Annotated in this window: 21 protein-coding genes and 1 other RNA gene; 4 read left to right on the plus strand and 18 right to left on the minus strand. The window is 34.4% G+C overall.

Features of this window, described 5'->3' with window-relative positions; all coding sequences use genetic code 11:
- Window positions 1-252 precede the first annotated feature (252 nt).
- Window positions 253-1,188, plus strand: a complete 936-nt coding sequence (locus tag ACQ76T_RS07370; RefSeq protein ID WP_431342671.1) for a bifunctional riboflavin kinase/FAD synthetase — start codon at window positions 253-255, stop codon at window positions 1,186-1,188.
- Window positions 1,163-2,236: an acyltransferase family protein gene (locus ACQ76T_RS07375; RefSeq protein ID WP_431342672.1), complete on the plus strand. Its 1,074-nt coding sequence runs from the start codon at window positions 1,163-1,165 to the stop codon at window positions 2,234-2,236. Before ACQ76T_RS07370 ends, ACQ76T_RS07375 begins: the two co-directional genes overlap by 26 nt.
- A 95-nt stretch (window positions 2,237-2,331) precedes the next feature.
- On the opposite strand, the gene ACQ76T_RS07380 is transcribed toward ACQ76T_RS07375, so the two are convergent.
- From ACQ76T_RS07380 to ACQ76T_RS07390, 3 genes are all read right to left on the minus strand, one after another.
- Window positions 2,332-2,817 carry a hypothetical protein gene (locus tag ACQ76T_RS07380; protein ID WP_431342673.1) on the minus strand — a complete coding sequence of 162 codons (486 nt, stop codon included), beginning with the start codon at window positions 2,815-2,817 and terminating at the stop codon, window positions 2,332-2,334.
- Between the two features lie 154 nt (window positions 2,818-2,971).
- The gene (locus ACQ76T_RS07385; protein WP_431342674.1) at window positions 2,972-6,703 is read right to left on the minus strand and encodes a DUF3857 domain-containing protein; all 3,732 of its coding nucleotides are present in this window, start codon (window positions 6,701-6,703) and stop codon (window positions 2,972-2,974) included.
- A 17-nt stretch (window positions 6,704-6,720) separates the two neighbouring features.
- Complete coding sequence (locus ACQ76T_RS07390; protein ID WP_431342675.1) at window positions 6,721-7,074, minus strand: MmcQ/YjbR family DNA-binding protein; 354 nt, start codon at window positions 7,072-7,074, stop codon at window positions 6,721-6,723.
- A 120-nt stretch (window positions 7,075-7,194) separates the two neighbouring features.
- On the opposite strand from ACQ76T_RS07390, the gene ACQ76T_RS07395 reads away from it, so the two are divergent.
- A complete protein-coding gene (locus ACQ76T_RS07395) occupies window positions 7,195-7,851 on the plus strand; it encodes an NAD(P)H-binding protein (RefSeq protein WP_431342676.1) in 657 nt (218 codons plus the stop codon).
- A gap of 10 nt (window positions 7,852-7,861) precedes the next feature.
- Here the strand turns inward: ACQ76T_RS07395 and ACQ76T_RS07400 are convergent, their stop codons facing one another.
- From ACQ76T_RS07400 to ACQ76T_RS07460, 13 genes are all read right to left on the minus strand, one after another.
- On the minus strand, window positions 7,862-8,377 hold the full coding sequence (locus ACQ76T_RS07400) for a VOC family protein (RefSeq protein WP_431342677.1): 516 nt from the start codon (window positions 8,375-8,377) through the stop codon (window positions 7,862-7,864).
- A gap of 78 nt (window positions 8,378-8,455) precedes the next feature.
- Window positions 8,456-9,031, minus strand: a complete 576-nt coding sequence (locus ACQ76T_RS07405; RefSeq protein WP_431342678.1) for a glutathione peroxidase — start codon at window positions 9,029-9,031, stop codon at window positions 8,456-8,458.
- A gap of 39 nt (window positions 9,032-9,070) precedes the next feature.
- On the minus strand, window positions 9,071-9,733 hold the full coding sequence (locus ACQ76T_RS07410; RefSeq protein ID WP_431342679.1) for a histidine kinase: 663 nt from the start codon (window positions 9,731-9,733) through the stop codon (window positions 9,071-9,073).
- A 76-nt stretch (window positions 9,734-9,809) separates the two neighbouring features.
- Window positions 9,810-10,532 carry a 3-deoxy-manno-octulosonate cytidylyltransferase gene (gene kdsB / locus ACQ76T_RS07415; protein WP_431342680.1) on the minus strand — a complete coding sequence of 241 codons (723 nt, stop codon included), beginning with the start codon at window positions 10,530-10,532 and terminating at the stop codon, window positions 9,810-9,812.
- 139 nt (window positions 10,533-10,671) lie between these two features.
- Entirely contained in the window at window positions 10,672-11,658 is a 987-nt protein-coding gene (locus tag ACQ76T_RS07420) for a phosphatase PAP2 family protein (RefSeq protein WP_431342681.1), read from the minus strand.
- 292 nt (window positions 11,659-11,950) lie between these two features.
- Window positions 11,951-13,204, minus strand: coding sequence for a pyridoxal phosphate-dependent aminotransferase (locus ACQ76T_RS07425; RefSeq protein WP_431342682.1), 1,254 nt, complete (start codon window positions 13,202-13,204; stop codon window positions 11,951-11,953).
- A 28-nt stretch (window positions 13,205-13,232) separates the two neighbouring features.
- Window positions 13,233-14,126, minus strand: a complete 894-nt coding sequence (locus ACQ76T_RS07430) for a hypothetical protein (RefSeq protein WP_431342683.1) — start codon at window positions 14,124-14,126, stop codon at window positions 13,233-13,235.
- Window positions 14,127-14,147: 21 nt separating this feature from the next.
- Window positions 14,148-15,863 carry a phospho-sugar mutase gene (locus tag ACQ76T_RS07435; RefSeq protein ID WP_431342684.1) on the minus strand — a complete coding sequence of 572 codons (1,716 nt, stop codon included), beginning with the start codon at window positions 15,861-15,863 and terminating at the stop codon, window positions 14,148-14,150.
- Window positions 15,864-16,067: 204 nt separating this feature from the next.
- Window positions 16,068-16,769, minus strand: a complete 702-nt coding sequence (locus tag ACQ76T_RS07440) for a GIN domain-containing protein (protein ID WP_431342685.1) — start codon at window positions 16,767-16,769, stop codon at window positions 16,068-16,070.
- Between the two features lie 292 nt (window positions 16,770-17,061).
- Window positions 17,062-17,445, minus strand: a complete 384-nt coding sequence (locus tag ACQ76T_RS07445) for a hypothetical protein (protein ID WP_431342686.1) — start codon at window positions 17,443-17,445, stop codon at window positions 17,062-17,064.
- Between the two features lie 108 nt (window positions 17,446-17,553).
- Window positions 17,554-17,946: a hypothetical protein gene (locus tag ACQ76T_RS07450; RefSeq protein ID WP_431342687.1), complete on the minus strand. Its 393-nt coding sequence runs from the start codon at window positions 17,944-17,946 to the stop codon at window positions 17,554-17,556.
- Entirely contained in the window at window positions 17,946-18,896 is a 951-nt protein-coding gene (locus ACQ76T_RS07455; protein ID WP_431342688.1) for a glycosyltransferase family 2 protein, read from the minus strand. The genes ACQ76T_RS07450 and ACQ76T_RS07455 overlap by 1 nt, the downstream gene beginning before the upstream one ends.
- A gap of 16 nt (window positions 18,897-18,912) precedes the next feature.
- The gene (locus ACQ76T_RS07460; RefSeq protein WP_431342689.1) at window positions 18,913-19,515 is read right to left on the minus strand and encodes a DUF4199 domain-containing protein; all 603 of its coding nucleotides are present in this window, start codon (window positions 19,513-19,515) and stop codon (window positions 18,913-18,915) included.
- 131 nt (window positions 19,516-19,646) lie between these two features.
- On the opposite strand from ACQ76T_RS07460, the gene ffs reads away from it, so the two are divergent.
- Window positions 19,647-19,744, plus strand: an RNA gene (ffs, locus tag ACQ76T_RS07465) — signal recognition particle sRNA small type.
- A 116-nt stretch (window positions 19,745-19,860) separates the two neighbouring features.
- Here the strand turns inward: ffs and ACQ76T_RS07470 are convergent.
- Both ACQ76T_RS07470 and ACQ76T_RS07475 read right to left on the minus strand, forming a co-directional pair.
- Window positions 19,861-20,547 (minus strand): metal-dependent hydrolase, encoded by a 687-nt coding sequence (locus ACQ76T_RS07470; protein ID WP_431342690.1) that lies wholly within the window; start codon window positions 20,545-20,547, stop codon window positions 19,861-19,863.
- A gap of 142 nt (window positions 20,548-20,689) precedes the next feature.
- The gene (locus ACQ76T_RS07475; RefSeq protein WP_431342691.1) at window positions 20,690-21,136 is read right to left on the minus strand and encodes an SRPBCC family protein; all 447 of its coding nucleotides are present in this window, start codon (window positions 21,134-21,136) and stop codon (window positions 20,690-20,692) included.
- Window positions 21,137-21,139: the final 3 nt, after the last annotated feature.

A 21,139-nucleotide genomic window follows, 5' to 3' on the forward strand; every position in this document is an offset into this window, starting at 1 on the left:
TCATAAACCCGCAATTGGTAAAAAAAAGATTTTTATCATGCTTTTTGTAAAGATGGCAGGCATTAGGATTTAGAAAGAAGGGAGTAGAATAGAATATCATTTTTGCAATTTTTCAATGTTTTAATGTTGTATTTTATTATTTATCGGAATGTTTTTTGCTTTTTCTTCATTTTCAATTTTTCAAATTCCCTTATTTATCAATCGTCAGATTCAAAATAAAGGCTTTATATTTGCAATCAAAATTTTTTCGTTTTGAAAGTTTTCAAGAATTTCACAGATTATTCCTCACAGAAACCTCTAGCATTGTCTTTAGGTATGTTTGACGGAGTACATCTAGGGCACAAAAGTATTATCGATGAGTTGATTAATGTAGGTACAGCAAATAATCTGGAAACAGCAATTCTCACTTTCTGGCCCCATCCAAGATTTGTTTTTAATCCTAATGAAGATTTAAAGCTTTTAAATACATTAGAAGAAAAGAAACAACTGGTGGAAAAATACGGTATAGATAACCTTTTCCTTAAAGAATTTGATGAAGAATTCAGAAATTTGACAGGTGAAGAGTTTGTGCGCCAGATTTTGATTGATAAACTTAATGTTAAATACCTTATTATAGGGTACGACCATTCTTTCGGAAAAAATAAAAGCGGAAATTTCGAACTTCTTCAGAAATTGTCTAAAGAACTTGATTTTGAAGTGGAACAGATGGAAGCAATCAATATCCATGAAAATAATATTAGTTCAACAAAGGTTCGTAATGCACTTTTAACCGGGAATATTATAGAGGCTAATGAGATGCTGGGGTATCCCTACTCAGTATCAGGAACGGTAGTCCACGGAAAAAAGATCGGAAGAACTATTGGCTACCCTACCGCAAATATAGATACAGAATCTATCAAACTTTTGCCTAAAAAAGGAGCCTATATTGTAGAAGTAGCCGTGAAAGGCAAACAATACAAAGGAATGCTGAGTATTGGTACCAATCCTACGGTAAATGGAGAAAAATTAACAGTTGAAGTGTATATTCTGGATTTTGATGACGATATTTACGATGAAAAAATAACCGTCAGGTTCAGAGATTTCCTTCACGATGAAATTAAATTTGAAAGCTTAGAAAAGCTGATCGAAAAACTGGACCTGGATAAAAAACACACCCAGGAGTATGAATTCAAGAATCAACAACTTTGATTTTCTCAGATTTATTTTTGCAAGTTTTGTAATTATTTCCCATTCTTACGGTCTATTAGGATCTACTGAAGGAGATGTATTGGCCAGACTTACCAATGGCCAGATGAGATTCTCGTATATTGGTGTTCATGGTTTTTTTATCATTTCCGGATATCTAATTTTCAACAGTCTCCTGCGTTGTAAAGGCCTCGCAGATTATTACTGGAAAAGAGTTTTAAGGCTCTATCCTGCATTAATTGTAGTCCTCTTTCTTACAGTTTTACTTGCCCCAGCTGTATATGAAAGCAGTATTCCTTATTGGCACAACACCTCTGTATACACTTATATTCCGAAAAACCTTACGTTATTCTTTCGCCAAAAAGGAATTGACGGCGTTTTTGAAAACAATCCTTATACATCCAGTATCAACGGAAGCTTATGGACGATATGCTATGAGTTCAGTATGTATGTAATGGTTTCTTCTTTATTTTTTATAAGGAAAAAATCTTTTGTAAAAATTATTGTGGCCCTGATTTTTGTTACAAGCTATATTTTAAGTGTTTTCAAGCCTTATCTTCTGAATGGATTATTCATGAAAATAGAACTTGTTAGCGGTAGCTTTTATAATTTGATGTGCTTTTTTACAGGTGGAATGCTCATGACTTATGTAACTATCAGGAATAAAAAGACTGAAACTATTCTTATTCTGCTTGCTCTTGTTATTCTTGTTATCAGTACCTATTTTGGATTGTTACTATATACATGTTATTTCACCTTGCCTATATTGGTTATTCTTATTGGTAAAAGTTCTACGCCATATATTAACAAACTTGGGGAGGTTATAGGTGATACCTCCTATGGAATCTATATTTACTCCTTCCCTATACAACAGACTCTGGTGCATTTCTATAAGATGGATACGATTCCATTGATCATATTTTCGATGGTATTATCGTTCGCCGCAGGTTATTTATCATGGCATCTGATTGAAAAGAAAGCTTTAGGGTATAAAGATTTATTTTCTAAGAAAAAGCCAGTTCAAGAGTCTAAAACTGAGATCATGTTTTAAAAAAAATAAAAACTAATTATAGAAAAAGAGCCTGGATTTTAAAATTTAGGCTCTTTTTTATGACAGCAATTCTAGCTTTATGATTTTAGCTGAAACTATTTGAGAGTCTTTAGATAAATTTTCTGAGTTTCATTATTAAGCTTTACATTTGGAAAAGCTTTATCATAATCTACAAAAATATCTCCTTTTTCACCTGCCTTGCCATTCCCATCAGAATCCCAGCTTACTGTTACATAGTATTTTGCAGGCCCTGCAGGTTTTGGGTTAATTTTACTTTCTACATCTTTAGGAACCGGAAGATCAATCGTAAAAGGTACTGACTTCTGCTCATATTCCTTTTCGGTAATTAATGTTGCAGGAGCATCGGCTAATTTCTCATCAACTCCATACAAACTTACTTTTAGTTTTGGATTTTTGATGGTAAAGTTATCCGTTCCGGAAAACTCTATTTTAAGATTGTTTTCTGTAGAATTTCCTGTTGTGGAAGTCATAGCCTCAGAACTGTTCTTCTGTTCAGGTTTATTACAGCTTGACAGCATCAATGTGCCAACGGCCAGGAATAATAATAAGTGGTTTCTCATTTGTTCGTTATTGTATTAATATTGGATATAATATTTCACCAATAATTGATAACAATATTCATACCCAGATGCATTAATTGATATTTTATTTGATACAATTATTACTATTTCGTTTAAAATAAAACCCGGATCATAAAACCCGGGGCACCAATTATCATTTATATCCTAAAATCTGATCCTCTGCACTGATAGCATCTTCAACAAATTTTTTAAACTCCGGATATTGTTCTTTTTTAATATCATCCCATGGTGTTTTTGATTTTCTTGTGATCTTTAATCTGTTATTTTTTTCCAGTTCGTATACAATTGAATAAGTAAAATCATTGTACGCCAGATTTTTATTTTCCGGGATTTCAATAAATTTCATATTCGCTGGAATGTTAAGATAAATCTCCTCAGCATATTCATTCTGCTTTTCATATTGAGTATACTGAATATCTGTATTCCTTTTTTCTGTGGCAATAATATCTTTCGTAAAAGGTTTCGTTATAAAAGGAATTTTCATAATCTTCAGACTTCCGACAGATTGTGGTTTATCATTAATATTAAATTGTACTTCATAAGCTAATGGATTTGAGGTAAGATCTTTTCCACTCATTGCTTTTACTGATTTGACATTAATTATTTTATCCAGAATAGATCCTAACTCCTTCTCCATCTTCTTTTTACGGTTATCCTCAGACTGTGAATCCTGAAAGAAACTGTTGTAATAACTTTTAGTTTCTCCCATAGTATATTGTTTGGTAACAAAATTCTGATCATCTCCATTAATCTGAACTTCACTGATTGTTTTAAATAAACTTTTGGTATTATAATCTGAAGAAATATCAATAAGCTGAGCAGAAGGGATAACTAATGCCTTCGCTTTATAATTCCCTTTTACAATAGCATTGAACGGAAGATACTTGTCTGTCATTTCAAGAAAAGTTTCTTTTCCATCAAGATTTACTTTTACAATACAATGATTAAAACTAAGATTGGGTAAAATAAGTCTTTGTGTTGAATTATCATTAGTCTGCACCAATACCAGATTAGATTTTAATCCAGCCTGATTTCCTAGAATAACAAAGAGTGTTGATAAATCTTTGCAGTCTCCCAGTTTTGTCACGAGAGTTTTTGAAGGTTTTTGAGGAATAAATCCGCTTTGACGGAAATCTACCGAACTATAAGTCACATTTTTTTCAATATAATTATAGATTCTTTCTGCTTTTTCAGTGTCATTAATTCCTGATATTCCAGTCGGAAATATTTCTTTAAAAGCATTCTCTACTACCCTGTCAGAAACAAGACTTTTTTTCGTAAGATCTATATACCAATTGGAGATTTCCTGCCATGTTTTTATAGAATTGGCTGTAACTGATATTGTAGAATCATAATATGTAGGTCCGTAATTTTCATCCAGATTAACTTCAGGAAGGTTGCTTAATCTCCAGGTTTGAGACTGCTTATTCCCTATTTTTTTCTTTACAGAAGGTACTTCTCCATTATTACCCTTTACTTGATATGAAACATCTTCAGGAGTAATTACTGTAAATACAGATTCCATCACAGGATACTCAGAATTGAAATAAGAACTGAGATTAAAGTCTTTGTAGAAACGTCCTCCTCTTCTTTCTATACTTTCTTTCTGAATAAGAATTATATCTCCTCTTTCGAGATTGGTAAAAACGATCTGATCTTCAGATTTTTCTCCGGGAACAATGTTTCCATTGGGTTTTACAATTTCGGATTTCAGAACATTATCATAATAATTGATATAATATTCTTTCATCTCCTCTATTCCGCTTTCTGAAGTAATTTCATAGGCATAAGTGATTCGTTTTTTAAATCCTCCTTCAGGATAAACATTGACAATATATTCATCCAGCAAGGTAGTCACTCCTTTTTTCCCTTTTTCTCCTTTATTTCTCCTTTCTAAGGCTAATTTTTTAAGATCTTTTACGGCGACCATGTCAATTTCATCCTCAGTCTGATCCAAATCTTTAATCAATTTGTACATACGCTCGTCAGCATAGTGAGAAATCGATTCTTTTGCATATTTAATGGCTTCTGTCTTATTTTTTTGAAGAGCCAAAATTTCAGCTTTTAAAGCCAATAAAGAGTAAGAATAGGGAAAGTTTGCCAATCCTTCATTTATCTGCTTCATTATTTCAGGGTCAGAAAGATTGTCCTGCAAAAGAGAAATGTATTTATTTCTAAGTACATTCACGGATGGATAAATTTCTATAAACTTCTTAAGGAGCTTTTTTTCTTCTTCAATTTTATTTGATTTTTCATAATAATCCAACAATGAATACATTACTTCCATATTATTGGTGGTTGCTAAAAAGTCTTCAAGCTTTTTAATAATTCCACTCTGATCCTTTTTATCAGCTTCTTCCAGATACGTCAGGTTAACAAAAAATTTCTCATTGTTGGCAAAATCATTTTTAATATTGGATAAATGCTTTTTCATTTTTTCCAAATCATGATTTCGGGCAGATATAATTACATCAAAGAGCTCCTCCATTGCTTTCGCTTTAGATTTTGTAAGTATAGCTTTGTACTTTTCCAGCTCCTGAATATTCATATTTTTGGTGACTTCACTGTCTACAATTTTCATTACAGGCACCTGGTAATACTGAGAATCATTAACTTCTATATTTTTATAGATCTCATTTAGCTTTTCATCATCTTCAATATTGGAATAGTAAACACCAAGAAGCGTCTGAATTAAGGAAGATTTTGGATATTTCTGCGCAAAAGCATCTAATTTTTCTTTTGCTTTATCATTCTGTTGATTATTAAGGTAGCCTAAAACAAGAAGATATTCATAGATAAAGTCACCTTTATGAGCAGCTATTTTTTCTTTAAGTTTCTGTTCAAATTGAAGTTCAAGTTCTTTAGGCTGGAGTTCTGCTAAGGTACTTTTCTTATAATCATGATAGGTGTCAAAATAGGTCAGATCATTTATTTTCTGATAATTTGTATCATAAGGGACCACTATAAATCCGGCCATATTACTGGTTTTTGAATCGTTTTTAAGCAAAAGCCTGTTCATGCCTTTGGGAAGTGTCACTTCTACAAGATGTGAACCTGTGGAAGTATACCCCTCTTTTGTACTTGATAAGATCTCTACATCATTCAGAAACACTTTAAGTTCATTATTTGCTCCTATATCAAGCCAAACTTTTCTTTCAATAGGATTATTGATAAAAGTCTGTGCATAGATAATTCCTCTTCCGTATTCAAGCTCATTAATAAAAAACGTAAAACCATCATTATCATTATGTTTTTTATTATACCATCCAATGTTTCCAAAGTTTCCGGTATTGAACAGTTTATCATTTTTAGCATACGTCTCCGGCTCATACTCAATGTCTAGACCACTTCCATTCAAATTTTCAAAAACCCCGGCGTATTGCCATTTATCTATCTTCCCCAGTTTAGAATGTGCCTCTGCAGAACCGGAAAAATTACTTCTTAAATAATCAAAATAAGTTTTAAGCTCTACTATACTGTTTAAATGTCCAAAACTTTTACTGTTGTATAGAATATCTACTTTTTTATAGGTATGCGCATCGATACCATTTTTTTTAATATCACCCAACATAGATTTTTCCTGAATTATAGGAAACAAATAGGCTTCTTCATCAGTAGTGTTGATAAAATTTTTAACAAATGTTTCATCAAAAATAAATTTCCCCATTTCCTGATCAATCAAGGCATCCAAGAATAAGGTTTCAAAATTTTTAAGTTTTTGGGATTGAAGTGTTTTGTCATAAAAGGCTCTTGCTTCTTCTCTTTTATTGTTCAGCAAAAGTTCCCAAGTCTTCGAATGATCTTTTGACTGGGCAAATACTCCGACTGACAAAAGGTAGACAGCCGAAATCAGTATTTTCTTCATGTTATTAGTTTGTTTTTTTAGGAATTGTTTATTAGTTGTTGGGCTTTTTTGGTTAAATATTTAAAAACCAATTCATACGACTGATCGATAAGTGCAAAAATAAGATCTCTTTTCAAGCCGTCTACAATTACAGAGTTCCAGTGGATCTTGTTCATATGATAAGCTCCTGTAATCTGAGGATGCTGTTCGCGAAGCTCAGCACTCCATTCAGGATCTGTTTTTACATTAATGGAAAGGGGTTGCTTTTCAAGGGCCATTAGTAAGAACATCTTAGTATCTACTTTTAACACAAGTGTTTCATTATCAAAAGGAAAGCTTTCCGTAACTGCTTTTTTAGTAAGGCAATAATCTAGAATTTCGTTGGCATCCATGGTTTTAATCAGTTGGGAGTTAAAAATGTAAAGATTGATCTGTAAGAAAAAACGTTCAATCTTTAATTCAAATTTAGTAAATTTAAGAAAGAAAATACCATCACATCAAACTACATTGTTATGAAAGCTTTAGTAATTGGTGCTACAGGCGCTACGGGAAAAGATTTAGTCAGTCAGTTACTTCAGGATCAGGATTTTGAGGAAGTTAATATTTTTGTCAGAAAACCTGTTGGTATCCAGAATGAAAGACTTAAAGTACACATCGTCAACTTTGAAAAACCTCAAGAATGGAAAGGCATGGTAAAAGGAGACGTTGCGTTTTCCTGTCTTGGTACTACTTTAAAGGATGCCGGAAGCAAAGAAGCGCAGAAAAAGGTTGATTTTGATTATCAATATGAGTTTGCTAAAGCTGCAAAAGAAAATGATGTGGAAGATTATATTTTGGTTTCTGCGTATGGAGCAAATCCCCAGTCCAAAATTTTCTATTCTAAAATGAAGGGGGAGCTGGAAGAAGCGGTAAAAAAACTTCACTTCAATAAAATTACCATTTTTAAACCCGGAATGCTTGAAAGAAAAAATTCCGAAAGAACGGGTGAAGTGCTTGGAAGCAGAATTATAAGGTTCGCCAATAAGCTGGGGCTTTTGGAAAGCCAAAAACCTTTACCAACAGATATTTTAGCAAAGGCTATGATCAAATCTTCCAAAATTAAGAGCAATGGTTACTCCAGTATAAAGCTTGGTAATATATTTTGTTTTGCAGAAAAAACGAATGATTAAAAGCTAGATTTTATTTTGTGGTTTTACTGCCCATTTTCTGTCCTAATTTTTCATATTCGACGTCATTGGGTTCCCAAAGCTCTATTTTGTTTCCTTCAATATCCATAATATGGACAAATTTTCCATATTCATAAGTCTCAATATTATCAACAACCGTTACGTTTTCTTTTTTTAGCTGTTCTACCAGTTTCTCCATATTTTCCACTCGGTAATTGATCATAAAATCTTTTTCAGAAGGTTGAAAATAGGTGGTTTTTTCACCGAAAGGGCTCCATTGGCTGAATCCTTTTTTAGAATAATCAGCTCCCTGATACCACTCAAACACGGCACCATATTGATTAGTGTTCAATCCTAAATGATTTTCGTACCATTCTCTCATCTTTTTAGGGTCTTTACATTTAAAAAAGATGCCCCCAATGCCAGTTACTTTTTTCAAACTGTCCGATTTATTTTCCGTGACGGCCTTAAAAGCGAATCCAAGCATAAAAGAAGCCGGAATACAAAGGATAAAAAGTATTTTTTTCATAGAGGTCTGTTTGTAATTATCTGAAAACAAAAAAAGTGGATGTAAACACCCACTTGTAAAAATATACTTTTTTTATCTTTATTTCAGATATTTTGTAATTGCATTAGATGTAGGCTTGGTAGTACTTACATAGCTGTCAATCAGCTTGCCGTTTTCATCCAATAAAAACTTGGTAAAGTTCCAAAGGATGGTTGTATTTTTTACTCCGTTAAGTTCCTGCTCTGTTAAAAACTTGAAAATAGGAGCTGTATCATCCCCTTTCACAGAAACTTTTGCTGCCATTGGGAAGGTTACTCCATAGTTTTTCTGGCAGAACTTTCCAATTTCGATATTGGTTCCCGGTTCCTGTCCTCCAAAATTATTGGCAGGGAAACCTATCACCACCAGTTTGTCTTTGTATTCTTCATATACCTTTTCAAGATCTGCATACTGAGGAGTAAATCCACATTCTGAAGCAGTATTTACAATAAGAATCTTTTTTCCTTTGAAATCTGCGAAATTGATCTCTTTGCCATCAAGGCCTTCCACGGTAAAATCGTATATTGTTTTTCCCATAAGTTCTTTGGTTTTAGCTTTAGAAATTTCACTTTTTTGGTTGGTGCAGCTTTGCAGAAAGGCGCTCAACGAAAGCAGCAGTAAAAAAATATTTTTCATTTCTTATCAATTTATGCAGCATATATTGCTGTGATGGATTTAAAATTTGAAAATATTAGCAGGAAAAGCTTTGTTTCCATCAATCTTATTTAGAATCATAACATAATCTCCATCTTTCTTCGGACTGGAAGATTCTATCCTGAATGGCATCACCAGATTTCCCACTTTTCTATAATCGGAATAGATTACCGTTTCGTCTTTTTTAATTTCTTTCAGCAGCATATAAGTTTTAGTATCAAAATAATACATATTCTTATTCACATTTTTGGTAAGTTCCACTTTATGGCAGTAGATCTCTCCTACTTTTTCCTTTCCGAGATATTTGGCATCAAAACCTTTACTTTCCCAGTCAATGAAGTCATTATCAAAACTTTCAGGAACGTATTCAGGATATTCCTGAAGTTTATTGGCTGCATAGTTCATTGCATATCCTTTTGTTCCGTCAAAACCTTCAATGGCGGTTTCTTTCCCATTGGTGGTGATCAGCGTTTTGGTAAGATTAGGACGCTGCTGATATATTTTGATAGGATATTCATCTTTAATTCCCAATATTACTTTTCCCTGAAGCAGGACTGAGTTCAAGAGTTTCCAATTGGTTAATCCACCGGATAGCTCAATATTTTTATCTATAATTTCTTTTGCAGTCTGTGCAAATGTTACATGTGAAAATATCAGTCCAAATACTAAGAGTAACTTCTTCATTAATTTTATTTATAAATTCAAATATAGGGGGATTTAAGTACAATTGCAAAAAGATGAATTCTGCTTTCTGGCTTTTTTAGATTAATTTTCTGGCTTTTTCAAGATCTTCCGGGGTATCAATACCTACACCAATGAAGTTGGTTTCTACCATTTTAATCTTCATACCATATTCCAGATAGCGTATACATTCTATCTTTTCGGATATTTCCAAAGGCTTCATTTCCAATTTCGAAAACTGTAGCAGCGCTTCTTTCCTAAAAGCATATACGCCGATATGTTTAAAGTACTTTACATCGTAAGCGATCTCTCTATGAAAAGGGATCGCAGAACGGCTGAAGTATAGAGCAAAACCATTATTATCTGTAATTACTTTTACATTATTAGGATTTTCAATTTCTTCTTTTTCAAAGAGTTGAATTTTTAAAGAAGCTAATGAAATCTCCTGTTGGGTATCATTTTTAAAGACTTCAATCAGCTGCTGTAAAGGTTCCAGTTTAAGGAAAGGCTCATCTCCCTGAACATTAATCACGATATCACAATCGATATTCTGTACAGCTTCGGCAATACGGTCGCTTCCTGTCTCATGCTGGCCCGTCATTACAGCTTTTCCTCCGTGGGTTACAATTTCATCAAAGATGATCTCGGAGTCGGTAGCCACAAATACTTCATCAAACAGCCCGGTTTCCACCACGTTAAGATAGGTTGTCGTAATAACGGTTTTTTCTCCTAAAATCTGCATTAGTTTCCCTGGAAAACGGCTTGCTTCGTAGCGGGCAGGGATGACAGCGATTATTTTCATTTTGTAAAAATATTAGTAAAAGTCTTTAAATCAACAACTTTGATTCCTACATAAAAAAATGCAGGAATCAAAATATATATTCAGACCAAATGTAGTGAAAACTATCTTATTTACTCAACAAAACAGGCATTTCGGAGGATTAAAAAGAAAGTTTTACACCTACCATATTGTATTCCCATTGGCGGGATGCTACAAAGTTGAGATTGTATTTTGTTTTTCCGATCGTACCTTCTGATGAAGTATATCTGCTTTTAGAGATGGTCTTCCCTATAAAATATCCCATTAATAGGGCTAAAGGGTAATCTGATGCCCAGTGAACTTTACTCTGCATCATTTGAAAAGATAAGGCTCCTGCCAATGTATATCCTACCGGTTTTATCCATCTTGCATCCGGATAGTTGTCTGCAATGACGGTAATTCCAGCCATAAATGTAGTTAAGTGTCCCGACGGCATTGCGTCATAATTTGAGGTGTTTTTTCCAAATTCTGAAAAACTAGGGAAAGGATTCCACGCCCCACCTTTATTTCCGTTGATTTCTGCAATGAAAGGGCTTTCTCTTCCGGTAATTCTCTTAAGAGTTTGAGTAAAAACTCCGGAAAGAATTAAACTCTCCATTAGACCACTCGCTGTAGCCTGTGCTCTGTAATCATTTTTGATTAATCCATAAGTTCCGAACCCTATTCCCAGTAATACCAATGTAGAACCATTTCCAATCAGATAAAGCGTAGAACCGATGTCTTTAGGTATTTTGAAAACACCCCCTACTTTATGATAGTTATTATCTTTACCCATTCCCCATCTTTCCCCCAGTTCTCTGGAGTTATCAATCAGTTTCTGATCCACTGGCAAAAGGATTAAAGTAGCTGCAACAGCTCCTCCCAGATAGTATGCATGGTCTTGGGCTACAAAATCTTTATTGGTATTGATAAAGTTTCTGGGTAGTTTGGTTACAAAATCCAATAGTTTGGGTTTGGGATAAGTTCTTACCGAACCATCTTTTAAAGTATAGGTTTGTACTTTGGGTAATTCAGGATTTTGTGGTAGTTCCTGGACCTTCAATGTATCCACCTCTTGTGAGCACACCAGTATAGAGACTGGTAATAGCAGAAATCTCAATTTTTTCATCTTAGTTGTTTTCCCCTTGTTTATTATTTTTAGCTTATAAAATTCCCAAAGGTAATCCCTAGTTGACTTTACTACAAAATGATTATTGAATTTTTAATATTTATTTAATTTTTTTAAAGAATAGTATCTTCTTGGTTTATACTTTTAACTAAAAAGACAATTCCGGAAAGGCAAAGAAAAATGCATAAAAAAAGCTTCGACTCTATTCAGTATGACATTGATAATACTCATTTTAGTTTTAACGATATCGTACTGCACAGAGCCGAAGCCTGTATTTATTTCTAGTTGAAAATTACTTTAGATTGTTTAAAGCAGCTTCTAGCTTCGGAAGCATCACTTTAATTTCATCTGTTGCCAATCCTCCTACAGAAGCACGGAACCAAGGTTCTGACTGGTCTTCTCCGAAAGCAGAGAATGGTACTAAAGCAACTCCTGCTTCATTGATCAGATAAAATACCAAGTCAGAAGAATTTTCAAGAACTCCTCCATCAGGTTTTGTTTTTCCGATATAGTCTAATTTAATAGTAAGATAAAGAGCTCCCATTGGTTCAATACTGTCAACCGTTAGGCCCTTTGCTTTCAGGTCCTGAATGCCTCCGTGAAGAACTTTTAAACTTTCTTCCAGTTTTCCTTTGAAATCTTCTACGAAAACATTTACATTTTCAGGGTTTTCAAAGAATTTTGCTGTTGCTTCCTGTTCTGGTTTTGGTGCCCAGGCTCCAACGTGTGTAAGAAGCGCTTTCATTTTATCAATAATATGAGCAGGACCGAATCCCCATCCTACACGTACTCCTGTTGCTGCAAGACATTTTGAAATACCATCGATGTAGATAGTGTAGTCTTTCATTTCAGGGAAAAGAGAAACCGGATCTACGTGTGGAGCTCCAAAAGTAAGGTTAGAATAAATTTGGTCATACATCAGATATAACGGTTTTTCATTCTCTCCTCTTTTCTTATTTTCAGCAATCACAAGTTCGCAGATTTCTGAAAGCTGTTCTTTGGTAAACATTGTTCCTGTAGGATTCAATGGTGAACAAAGAGCTAACAATACGGCTCCATCCAAATGAGGTCTTAAATCGTCTGCAGTGGGAAGGAAGTTGGTTTCAGGTTTTGTTTTTACTTCAACAGCGTTGGCTGAAGTAAGGTAGGCATAGTGGTTGTTGTTCCAAGATGGTGTAGGATATACTACTTTATCGCCTTCGTCTACAATGGTTTTGTACACTGCATAGATTAAAGGTCTTGAACCTGCTGTAATCAGGATATCGTTTGGAGCGTAATCCAAATTCCATCTGCTTTTCAGGTCTTTGGAAACTTCTTTTCTTAAAGATAAAAGTCCGTTTGCAGGAGGATAATTTGTCAGGTTATTCTGATAGGCTTTCTGAATTTCTTCCTTCAGCAAGGCTGGAATAGGATAGATATTAGAATTCAGGTCACCAATAGTAAGATTGGCAATTTCTGCTCCTTTTGCTTTTAGATCATTTACTTCGTTACCAATTTTTACAATTTCAGAACCGATTAGGTTCGCTGCTAATTTTGAAACTTTCACTTTTATTCTTATTTAAAATTTACTAATATTATCTTCTTAAATTGAGTTTCTCACCTATCTGATCCTCAGGGGTATGGGCATCATAGGCGGCTATTAGTTCTTTAGTTTTTTTTGCGGTCCTGGAGTTAGGGTACTTTTTGATGATTCTGTTGTATTCTTCCATTTTGTCATCAAAGATCTTCCTTTCTTCACTGTCATAAATCAAATCACTATCCATTCTCAGAAGATAATCCGACAAATAGCTATAATAATGATCTGTTATTGATTTGATTAATGGACTTTTAGGATATTTATTCATTAAATTTTCCCAAACGATTAACCGGTCTCCCAGTTCTTCCCAGGTGATCATCAGACCTCCGTTTATAGCATAATTTTCTTTGTTATCTTCCGCCATCTGTGAAATATAAGCACCATAATCAGGGGTTACCTTATTTTTAAAAACAGACTCATAATATCCGGGTAATGAATGAATTTCAGTAAATCCCTCACCCATTTCACGAAATTCCAGACCTACTTTATTCAGTTCTGCAACTATTTTTTTCACATTGGCCGGCAGATTATTAGTATCCGGTCCTGTGTGATAATCAATATACTTATCTAATATAGCTGTATGCAGATCATTAAGACATTCTGTATATTTCTCTCTTATTGTCAGGTAGTCTTCGTATACTTTGTCGTTCTGTTCCGGGCTGTTTCCTGCAATCTCCTTTTCAATTTTAGTCCGATACCATTGAAGAGCTGTGATGTAATCCTCCGTTTTGTTGGCAGGAGTACAAACTGTATCAATAGGTTTATATGGATCTTTGGTTTGGTTTTTAACAACTGAGTCATTTGCCGGTTTTGTGTCAGAAACTGCAGTCTCTTTTTTACAAGAAACTACAGCTGCCGACAGTAAGCAAATTGCTACAATATTTTTTATCATTTATGTGCTGTTATCAGGAGATTAGTCCAGTTTTAAATCTGTTTTAACGGCTCCTATTTTAGCTTCTAGTGATTTTAATTTATCTCTGAAGTCTGCTTCGGAAGAGATAGAGTCTCTTACGGAAACATAAAACTTAATCTTTGGTTCTGTACCTGAAGGCCTTACGCAAACTTTTGTTCCATCTTCTGTATAATAAATCAATACGTTAGATTTCGGAATATCGTTCATTACTTTCTTCACGTTTGTAGAAACGTTAAAGCTTGTTTGTTCGTTATAATCGTTGATTTGTAACACTTCTGAACCTGCTAATTCTTTTGGAGGATTTTCACGGAAGTTCTTCATCATGTTCTGAATTTCTTCAGCTCCTTCTTTTCCTTTTCTTACAATATTGATCAGTCCTTCATAATACATTCCAAGATCTTTATAGATGTCGATCATGTACTGATACATTGTTTTTCCGTTCGCCTTGCACCATGCAGCAATTTCACAGGCCAAAAGGATACTTCCACAAGAATCTTTGTCACGAACAAAATCTCCGGTCATGAAACCGAAACTTTCTTCTCCACCGCATACAAACTTTTGAGTTCCTTCTGCTTCACGGATCATTTTTCCGATCCATTTGAAACCTGTAAGACCTACTTTACATTCTACACCGAATTTCTGTGCAATATCATAGAAGATGTCCGAAGTAACAATCGTAGAACCGATAAATTCTTTTCCTGTAATTCTCCCCTGCTTTCTCCATTCATTCAGGATATAATAAGTAAGGATTGTATTGGTCTGGTTACCATTCAGCAGCTGCATTTCACCATCAAGGTTTCTTACAGCGATTCCTAATCGGTCACCATCCGGATCTGTCCCGATAACTATGTCTGCATTGGTAATTCTTGCCAGATCCATAGCCATTTCCAACGCTGCAGGCTCTTCCGGATTTGGAGAGTCTACTGTAGGGAAATTCGGGCTTGGAATCATCTGCTCCTTCACAAGATCTACCTTTTTAAATCCTGCTTTAGCTAAAGCTTTAGGAACAGTAGTATACGTTGTTCCGTGGATAGACGTGAAAACAATATTCAGATTTTCTTTTCCAACATCCTGATAGGTAGAATTTTCAATACAGGCATCAATATATACATCATCCTGCTCCTCCCCGATCCATTCGATCAGATCATCGTTTCCGTTGAACTTAATTTCATCAAATTTTACAGAATATACTTCCTTGATAATGGCTTCATCATTAGGCGGAACAATTTGTGCTCCGTCATTCCAGTATACTTTATATCCGTTATATTCCGGTGGATTGTGAGATGCTGTTAATACAATTCCTCCGTTACATTTTTTATCACGAACAGTGAAAGACAGTTCAGGAGTCGGTCTGTGGTCTTTGAAAAGTAAAACCTTAATCCCGTTTGCTGTTAAAACATCGGCTACCAATTTTCCAAATTCTTTTGAATTATGACGAACATCGTAAGCAATAGCTACTTTGATTTCTTCCCCTTTGAATTGTTCTAACATATAGTTTGCCAATCCCTGAGTAGCCTGTCCCAATGTATATTTATTCAAGCGGTTGGTTCCTACTCCCATTATCCCACGCATTCCTCCTGTTCCGAATTCCAGTTCTCTGTAGAAAGAATCTTCCAGATCAGGGGAATTGCTGTCGATCAATGCCTGTACAGCATCTCTCGTTTCTTTATCGAAGGTATCACTTAACCAAAGTTTCGCTTTTTCTAGTGTATTCATATTTATGTCTAAGTTTTTGAAGCTGGAAAAATAAAGCTAAAGACAAAAAATTATATCCTGCCTGGTTTCAAAATTCCTGCTTTGTTTGATTTTTATATTTTTTTATTGTTCAAGTTTGGAAGATTTTTTTTAATTCTGGAAAAAATAGAGATATAAAAAACTAACATTAATCCCTGCCTCTCATCTTTTGGCTTCCTACCAAAACTAATCTAATTTTTTGTTTTCTACCCTTGTCGTTTTATCAATTTTAAACGCTCTGATCGGATCATTGTAATAGATAAACTTTGCCGTATTTTGGATGTGTCCTTTTAAGGAATCTTTCACATTTACTTCTGCATAGTTTCCATTTTTAGAATCGATATTCAGATTGGTAATTTTCCAGTAAGGAGAAATTAAACTTGCTGTATCTGAAATCTTTATCACCGCATCTTTAGATAAACCAAGGAAGTTAGCACGGCTTCTGTTATGCATTTCCACTTCTGCTCTTCTGGTGTTCACAGATCCCATAAAGCTGGCATTATTTTTCATAGTAAGCCTGAAGTTATCAGTCTTAATTTCGCTTGAAATATTAACTTCCACAGAATCTGAAACGGCTACTTTTTCAAGATTATATTTAGAATAGATGGTTACATTGTAAAAATCTACCCCTTTTGTTCCTCTTTTTTCTTTAATGGACAGGGTTTTGTCTTTCACATCTACATCAAGATTACTGGCAACATTGGGATAGGTTTCTATTTCCACAAAATTCTTTGGCCCTCTGGCATAGAACACACGGAATTTACCTTCCAGATCCAGATTAACAAACTCTGAAACATCCACATCTTTCTTTTCAATATTTCCCTTTGGAGAGACTTTTCCACAGGAAACTACAGCAACCAACATCAATGTGTATAATACTTTTTTCATATTTAATGGTAAATATTCGAATTCAATAATGATTTTCTTAAAAATTTCTGAAAGTTTTTTTCAATCTTATCATAGAAATTTTCAATACTATTTTACAACAAAAATAGGATTAAAATTTTTAAAAATCTTTGTCTTTTGGCAATAAAATACCTGATATTTTTTAATTTTCTGCTTTTTATCTGAAAGTTTGTTGTAAGCAGCAATCGAGAATATTGAAATTACGTAAAATAACAGCAAAAATGTATATAAAAAATCATTTTCTGCCTGTTTTCAAGTAAAAAAGTCCTTTTTCCTATTTTTTATGGGGTTCTGATTTTTCGTATACCCAGGTTTTGGGAGCCTTTGTTGTTGAATACAGAAACAGATATTTAGAACTCAAATAAGAGATTTTCATCCGTGCAGTATCTGTTCCATCTTTATACTTCATCATGAGCAACTCTTTTTTCTTTTGATAAACTCCTGTGTCTTGCATAGAGCTGAAAGTCCCGTCTTTATGGAAAGTCAGCATTCCGTTTCCGTATTTTGAACTGTCGTTTTTCATTTTCACAAGATCTATATTCCTGATTTCTCCATCGTAAATTTCAATGAATTTCCAGGAACCGATTAGTTTGTTTGAGGAACATGATGTAATAAAAGTCAACAAAAGAAAAAAGATAAAAATTCTGAACTGCAACATCAGAAAGTTTTTACAAAAATAGAAAAGCACCCTATCAATAGAGTGCTTTTCGTCATATTTTATTTTTAATCTGTAATGATTGATGAACTATTACAACTTTTCTATTGTCTAGCCATTTTCAACAGAAATACCATAAATGATTAAGCCTAAAATAATTGCAGCGATAATTACAGCAATAATTAATGGTTTCCATATCGCTTTCGTAGGATACTGTTCTTCATTTGGGAAATATTTAGGCATAAAATAATAAGCAAGAAGAAATCCCCCGCCAAGGCCACATATATATGATAATGAAGTGCTAGGATTTTCCGGAATATTAACAATAATGCCAGTTAATATTGTTATTGCAATAGAAATTCCCAACACAGTATAAGCTTCTTTCTTTTTGTTGATCTCAATTAGATTTTGGTATAACAATACCCCTCCAAAAATTGTTGACATAAAGATAGAAAATCCTAAAATAGCTTTTTTAGAATATATTTTCGGTAATTTATCCTCCATTATATTACTTCATCAATATTGTAATTCTTATGCTCACGGTTGGTTCTGATGATCATTTCTCCTAAGAAACCTGCCACAAACAGAAGACTTCCCATAATCATCATAGTAAGAGCAATAAAGAACCAGGGATTATTGGTAATTAAATGTCCATAAATTCCTCTTGCCACATCAATAAGTTTAGAAATCCCCAACCAAAGTGCAGAAAGAAAACCAACGATAAACATTAAAGTTCCAACAGCTCCGAAGAAATGCATAGGTCTTCCTCCAAAGCGGCTTACAAACCAAAGAGTTATCAAATCCAGAAATCCTCTGACAAATCTTTCGGTTCCGAATTTTGAAGTTCCGTAAGGCCTTGCCTGGTGCTGTACTTCTTTTTCCGTAATTCTTCTGAATCCTGCATTGGCAGCCAATACCGGGATATAGCGGTGCATATCTCCGTATACATCAACAGATTTTACGACCTGTTTTTTATAAGCTTTCAATCCACAGTTAAAATCATGAAGATAAACGCCTGAAACTTTTCTCGCTGCGGCATTAAATAATTTTGACGGAATATTTTTCGTCATTACATTATCAAAACGCTTCTTTTTCCAACCGGAAACAATATCATAATTATCATGAATTACCATATTGTACAGTTCCGGAATTTCTTCTGGGAAATCCTGTAAATCGGCATCCATCGTAATCACGACTTCACCGTTTGTTCTTGCAAAAGCGGCATGAAGCGCCTGTGATTTTCCATAATTTCTGGAAAATTTAATTGCGTGGATCTGAGGGTGCTGCACCTTCATGTTCTCAATAATACTCCACGACAAATCCGTACTTCCATCGTCTACAAACCAGATCTCGTAAGATAAGTTACTGGTTGTGCATACTTTATCAATTCTAGAAAAAAGCTCTTCCAGAGAGTCTTCTTCGTTCAGTAACGGAATAACTATAGATAAATTCATTTAATTTTAATAAAAATTAGGCTTCGTTTGTTTCTTCGGGTTGATGAATTGTTCGTGTTCTGAAAAACGCTCCGAAAAACACCGACAAAACTACGTAAAATATAAGAATTGCGGCAAAATATCCTGAAAAATGACTTGCGGTAAGCATATCTTTTCCTTTTACAGCTGCAGGAGTGAAGCTTTGCAGCCTCTCTTTATACTTCTGATCCAGCTCATCAATATCTTTCTGATGCTTCAAAATCTTTCTTGCAGAGGTATATTCTGTATCTAATTCTGATTTTTGTCTTTGAACATATTGGTAGTTTAACAATTTTTTGGCATCAGTATCTGCAAAGTTTAAAAAAGCATAAATACTGAAGATGGAAAGAATTCCTCCGATAAACATTGGAACGAATGCTCTTTTGAAAGCATCTTTAAATTTTACGACTCTATGGGTGTTCCAATATACTTTTACAGACCAAAAAGCGGCCCCCGCATATAACAGTGGTAAAACAAAAGCATTGGCTTTCAAAGAGATATCAAAATAATTGATTCCTGAGAAAAACGTGTACACTACGAAGAAAACGATCATTGTAGCGATAAAAAGTATAATTCCTAATGTTGATGGACTTTTCGTCATATTTAATTTTTTAGAAAAAAGTTGAAAAATTATTCCCCTAAATGTCAGCTGATTAGCTCTACCACTGCATTTTTTCAACGAAATTTTCTTAATAAAGTTTTGAAGTTAATAAAATATTCCTACCTTTGCAACGGCAAGTCCTAAACAACTAGCTCCTGAGAATCCTCCAGGGTGGGAACGCAGCAAAGGTAATCGGTTGTAGCGGTGTGATTTAGGTAGCTTGCCATTTTTTTTTGTATTAAAGTAAGAAGAGAGGTAATTTGATAATTATCTTTTTTTGTTTTTAATACGTTACGCATCTTTTTCATTTTTCTAATTTTCAAATTACCCCGGTCTCGTTATCGATTAAAATTCGAATGTTTCTCCCAATTTTGGTAAAACAAGTTCTACATTTTTATCAGCAAAATGCTTTAAAGCACTTTCATGGTTGATTTCAATTGCTGGGAAAGTATCAAAATGACATCCGATTACTTTAGGAGTTTTTAATAGCTCTGCTGCAGCAAAAGAAGCTTTTCTAGGACACATTGTATAGTGGCTTCCGATGGGAAGGATAGAAAGGTCAATATTCCCGTAAAGTCTTGGGAACAGCTCCATATCTGCCATTACTCCTGTATCACCTGCCAAATAGATGTTCTTACCTTCAGGAAGTCTGAAAATATATCCTACAGGAATGCCTCCATAGCTTCCATCCGGGAAAGAACTTGTGTGGTGAGCCGGAACCATGGAAATTTTAAGATCGTCGATTTTTGCCGACCCTCCGAGGTTCACATCGTCTGTATTGACTGCTTGTTTGAAGTAAGCGCATACTTCCGGTACTCCAATGATGGTAGCTTCAGGATAGTGCTGCAATACTTCTCCTACGTCTGCAATATGATCGCCATGTGCATGGGTAAGAAGGATGTAATCAATTTTCTGGGCGGTAATATCAAAACCTGATTCCGCTTTTTTGTAATTGTAGAAAGGGTCGCATAAAATTGTCTTGTCCTTGTACGTAAACAGGAAGCAATTTTGCCCTAAGAATTGTATATTCATTTTAAATTTAATTTCAATTATTATTAAACACAAATGACTCAAATAATTTCACAAATAGCACAATGAGATTAGTGACGTTCGTGAAAGTATTCGTGCCATCTGTGTTTTCTTTAAAACGCTAAGCGTTGTTTATTTACTTTAACTATTTCGGTGGAAATTTATCCTCAATGAGGTTAAGGTTAATTCCATGCTCCAGATAGGCTTTACAGCCGTCTAAAACCGTTGTAAAACCACCTGTATTGTCGTTAATTACTTTTAGAAGATCTTCGCCTGTCTGGCTGAATCCGTAGCTTTTAATGACAACCAGAGTTCCGTTCTCCATTGTTTTAAATTCATAATCTACGTTTACCGCAGGCGTTCCCCACTCTGTCTTAATCAGTTGGTTTGAAATGATCTGGTGAACCGTCACGACATTTTTTACGCCGTACATTTCCCACTCCCAGATAATATCTTTTCCTTCTTCTAATTTTCCGGTAGATTTTGTAAACCAGAAATGAGTGGTTACTTCCGGATTGACAAATGCATCAAAAACCTCTTCAATGGGTTTTCTAATGAGCATTTGAGCTTCAACGCAGACTTTGGAACTCATGAT

This window comes from Chryseobacterium sp. JK1, from assembly GCF_050632815.1.
Taxonomy (GTDB): Bacteria; Bacteroidota; Bacteroidia; order Flavobacteriales; family Weeksellaceae; genus Chryseobacterium.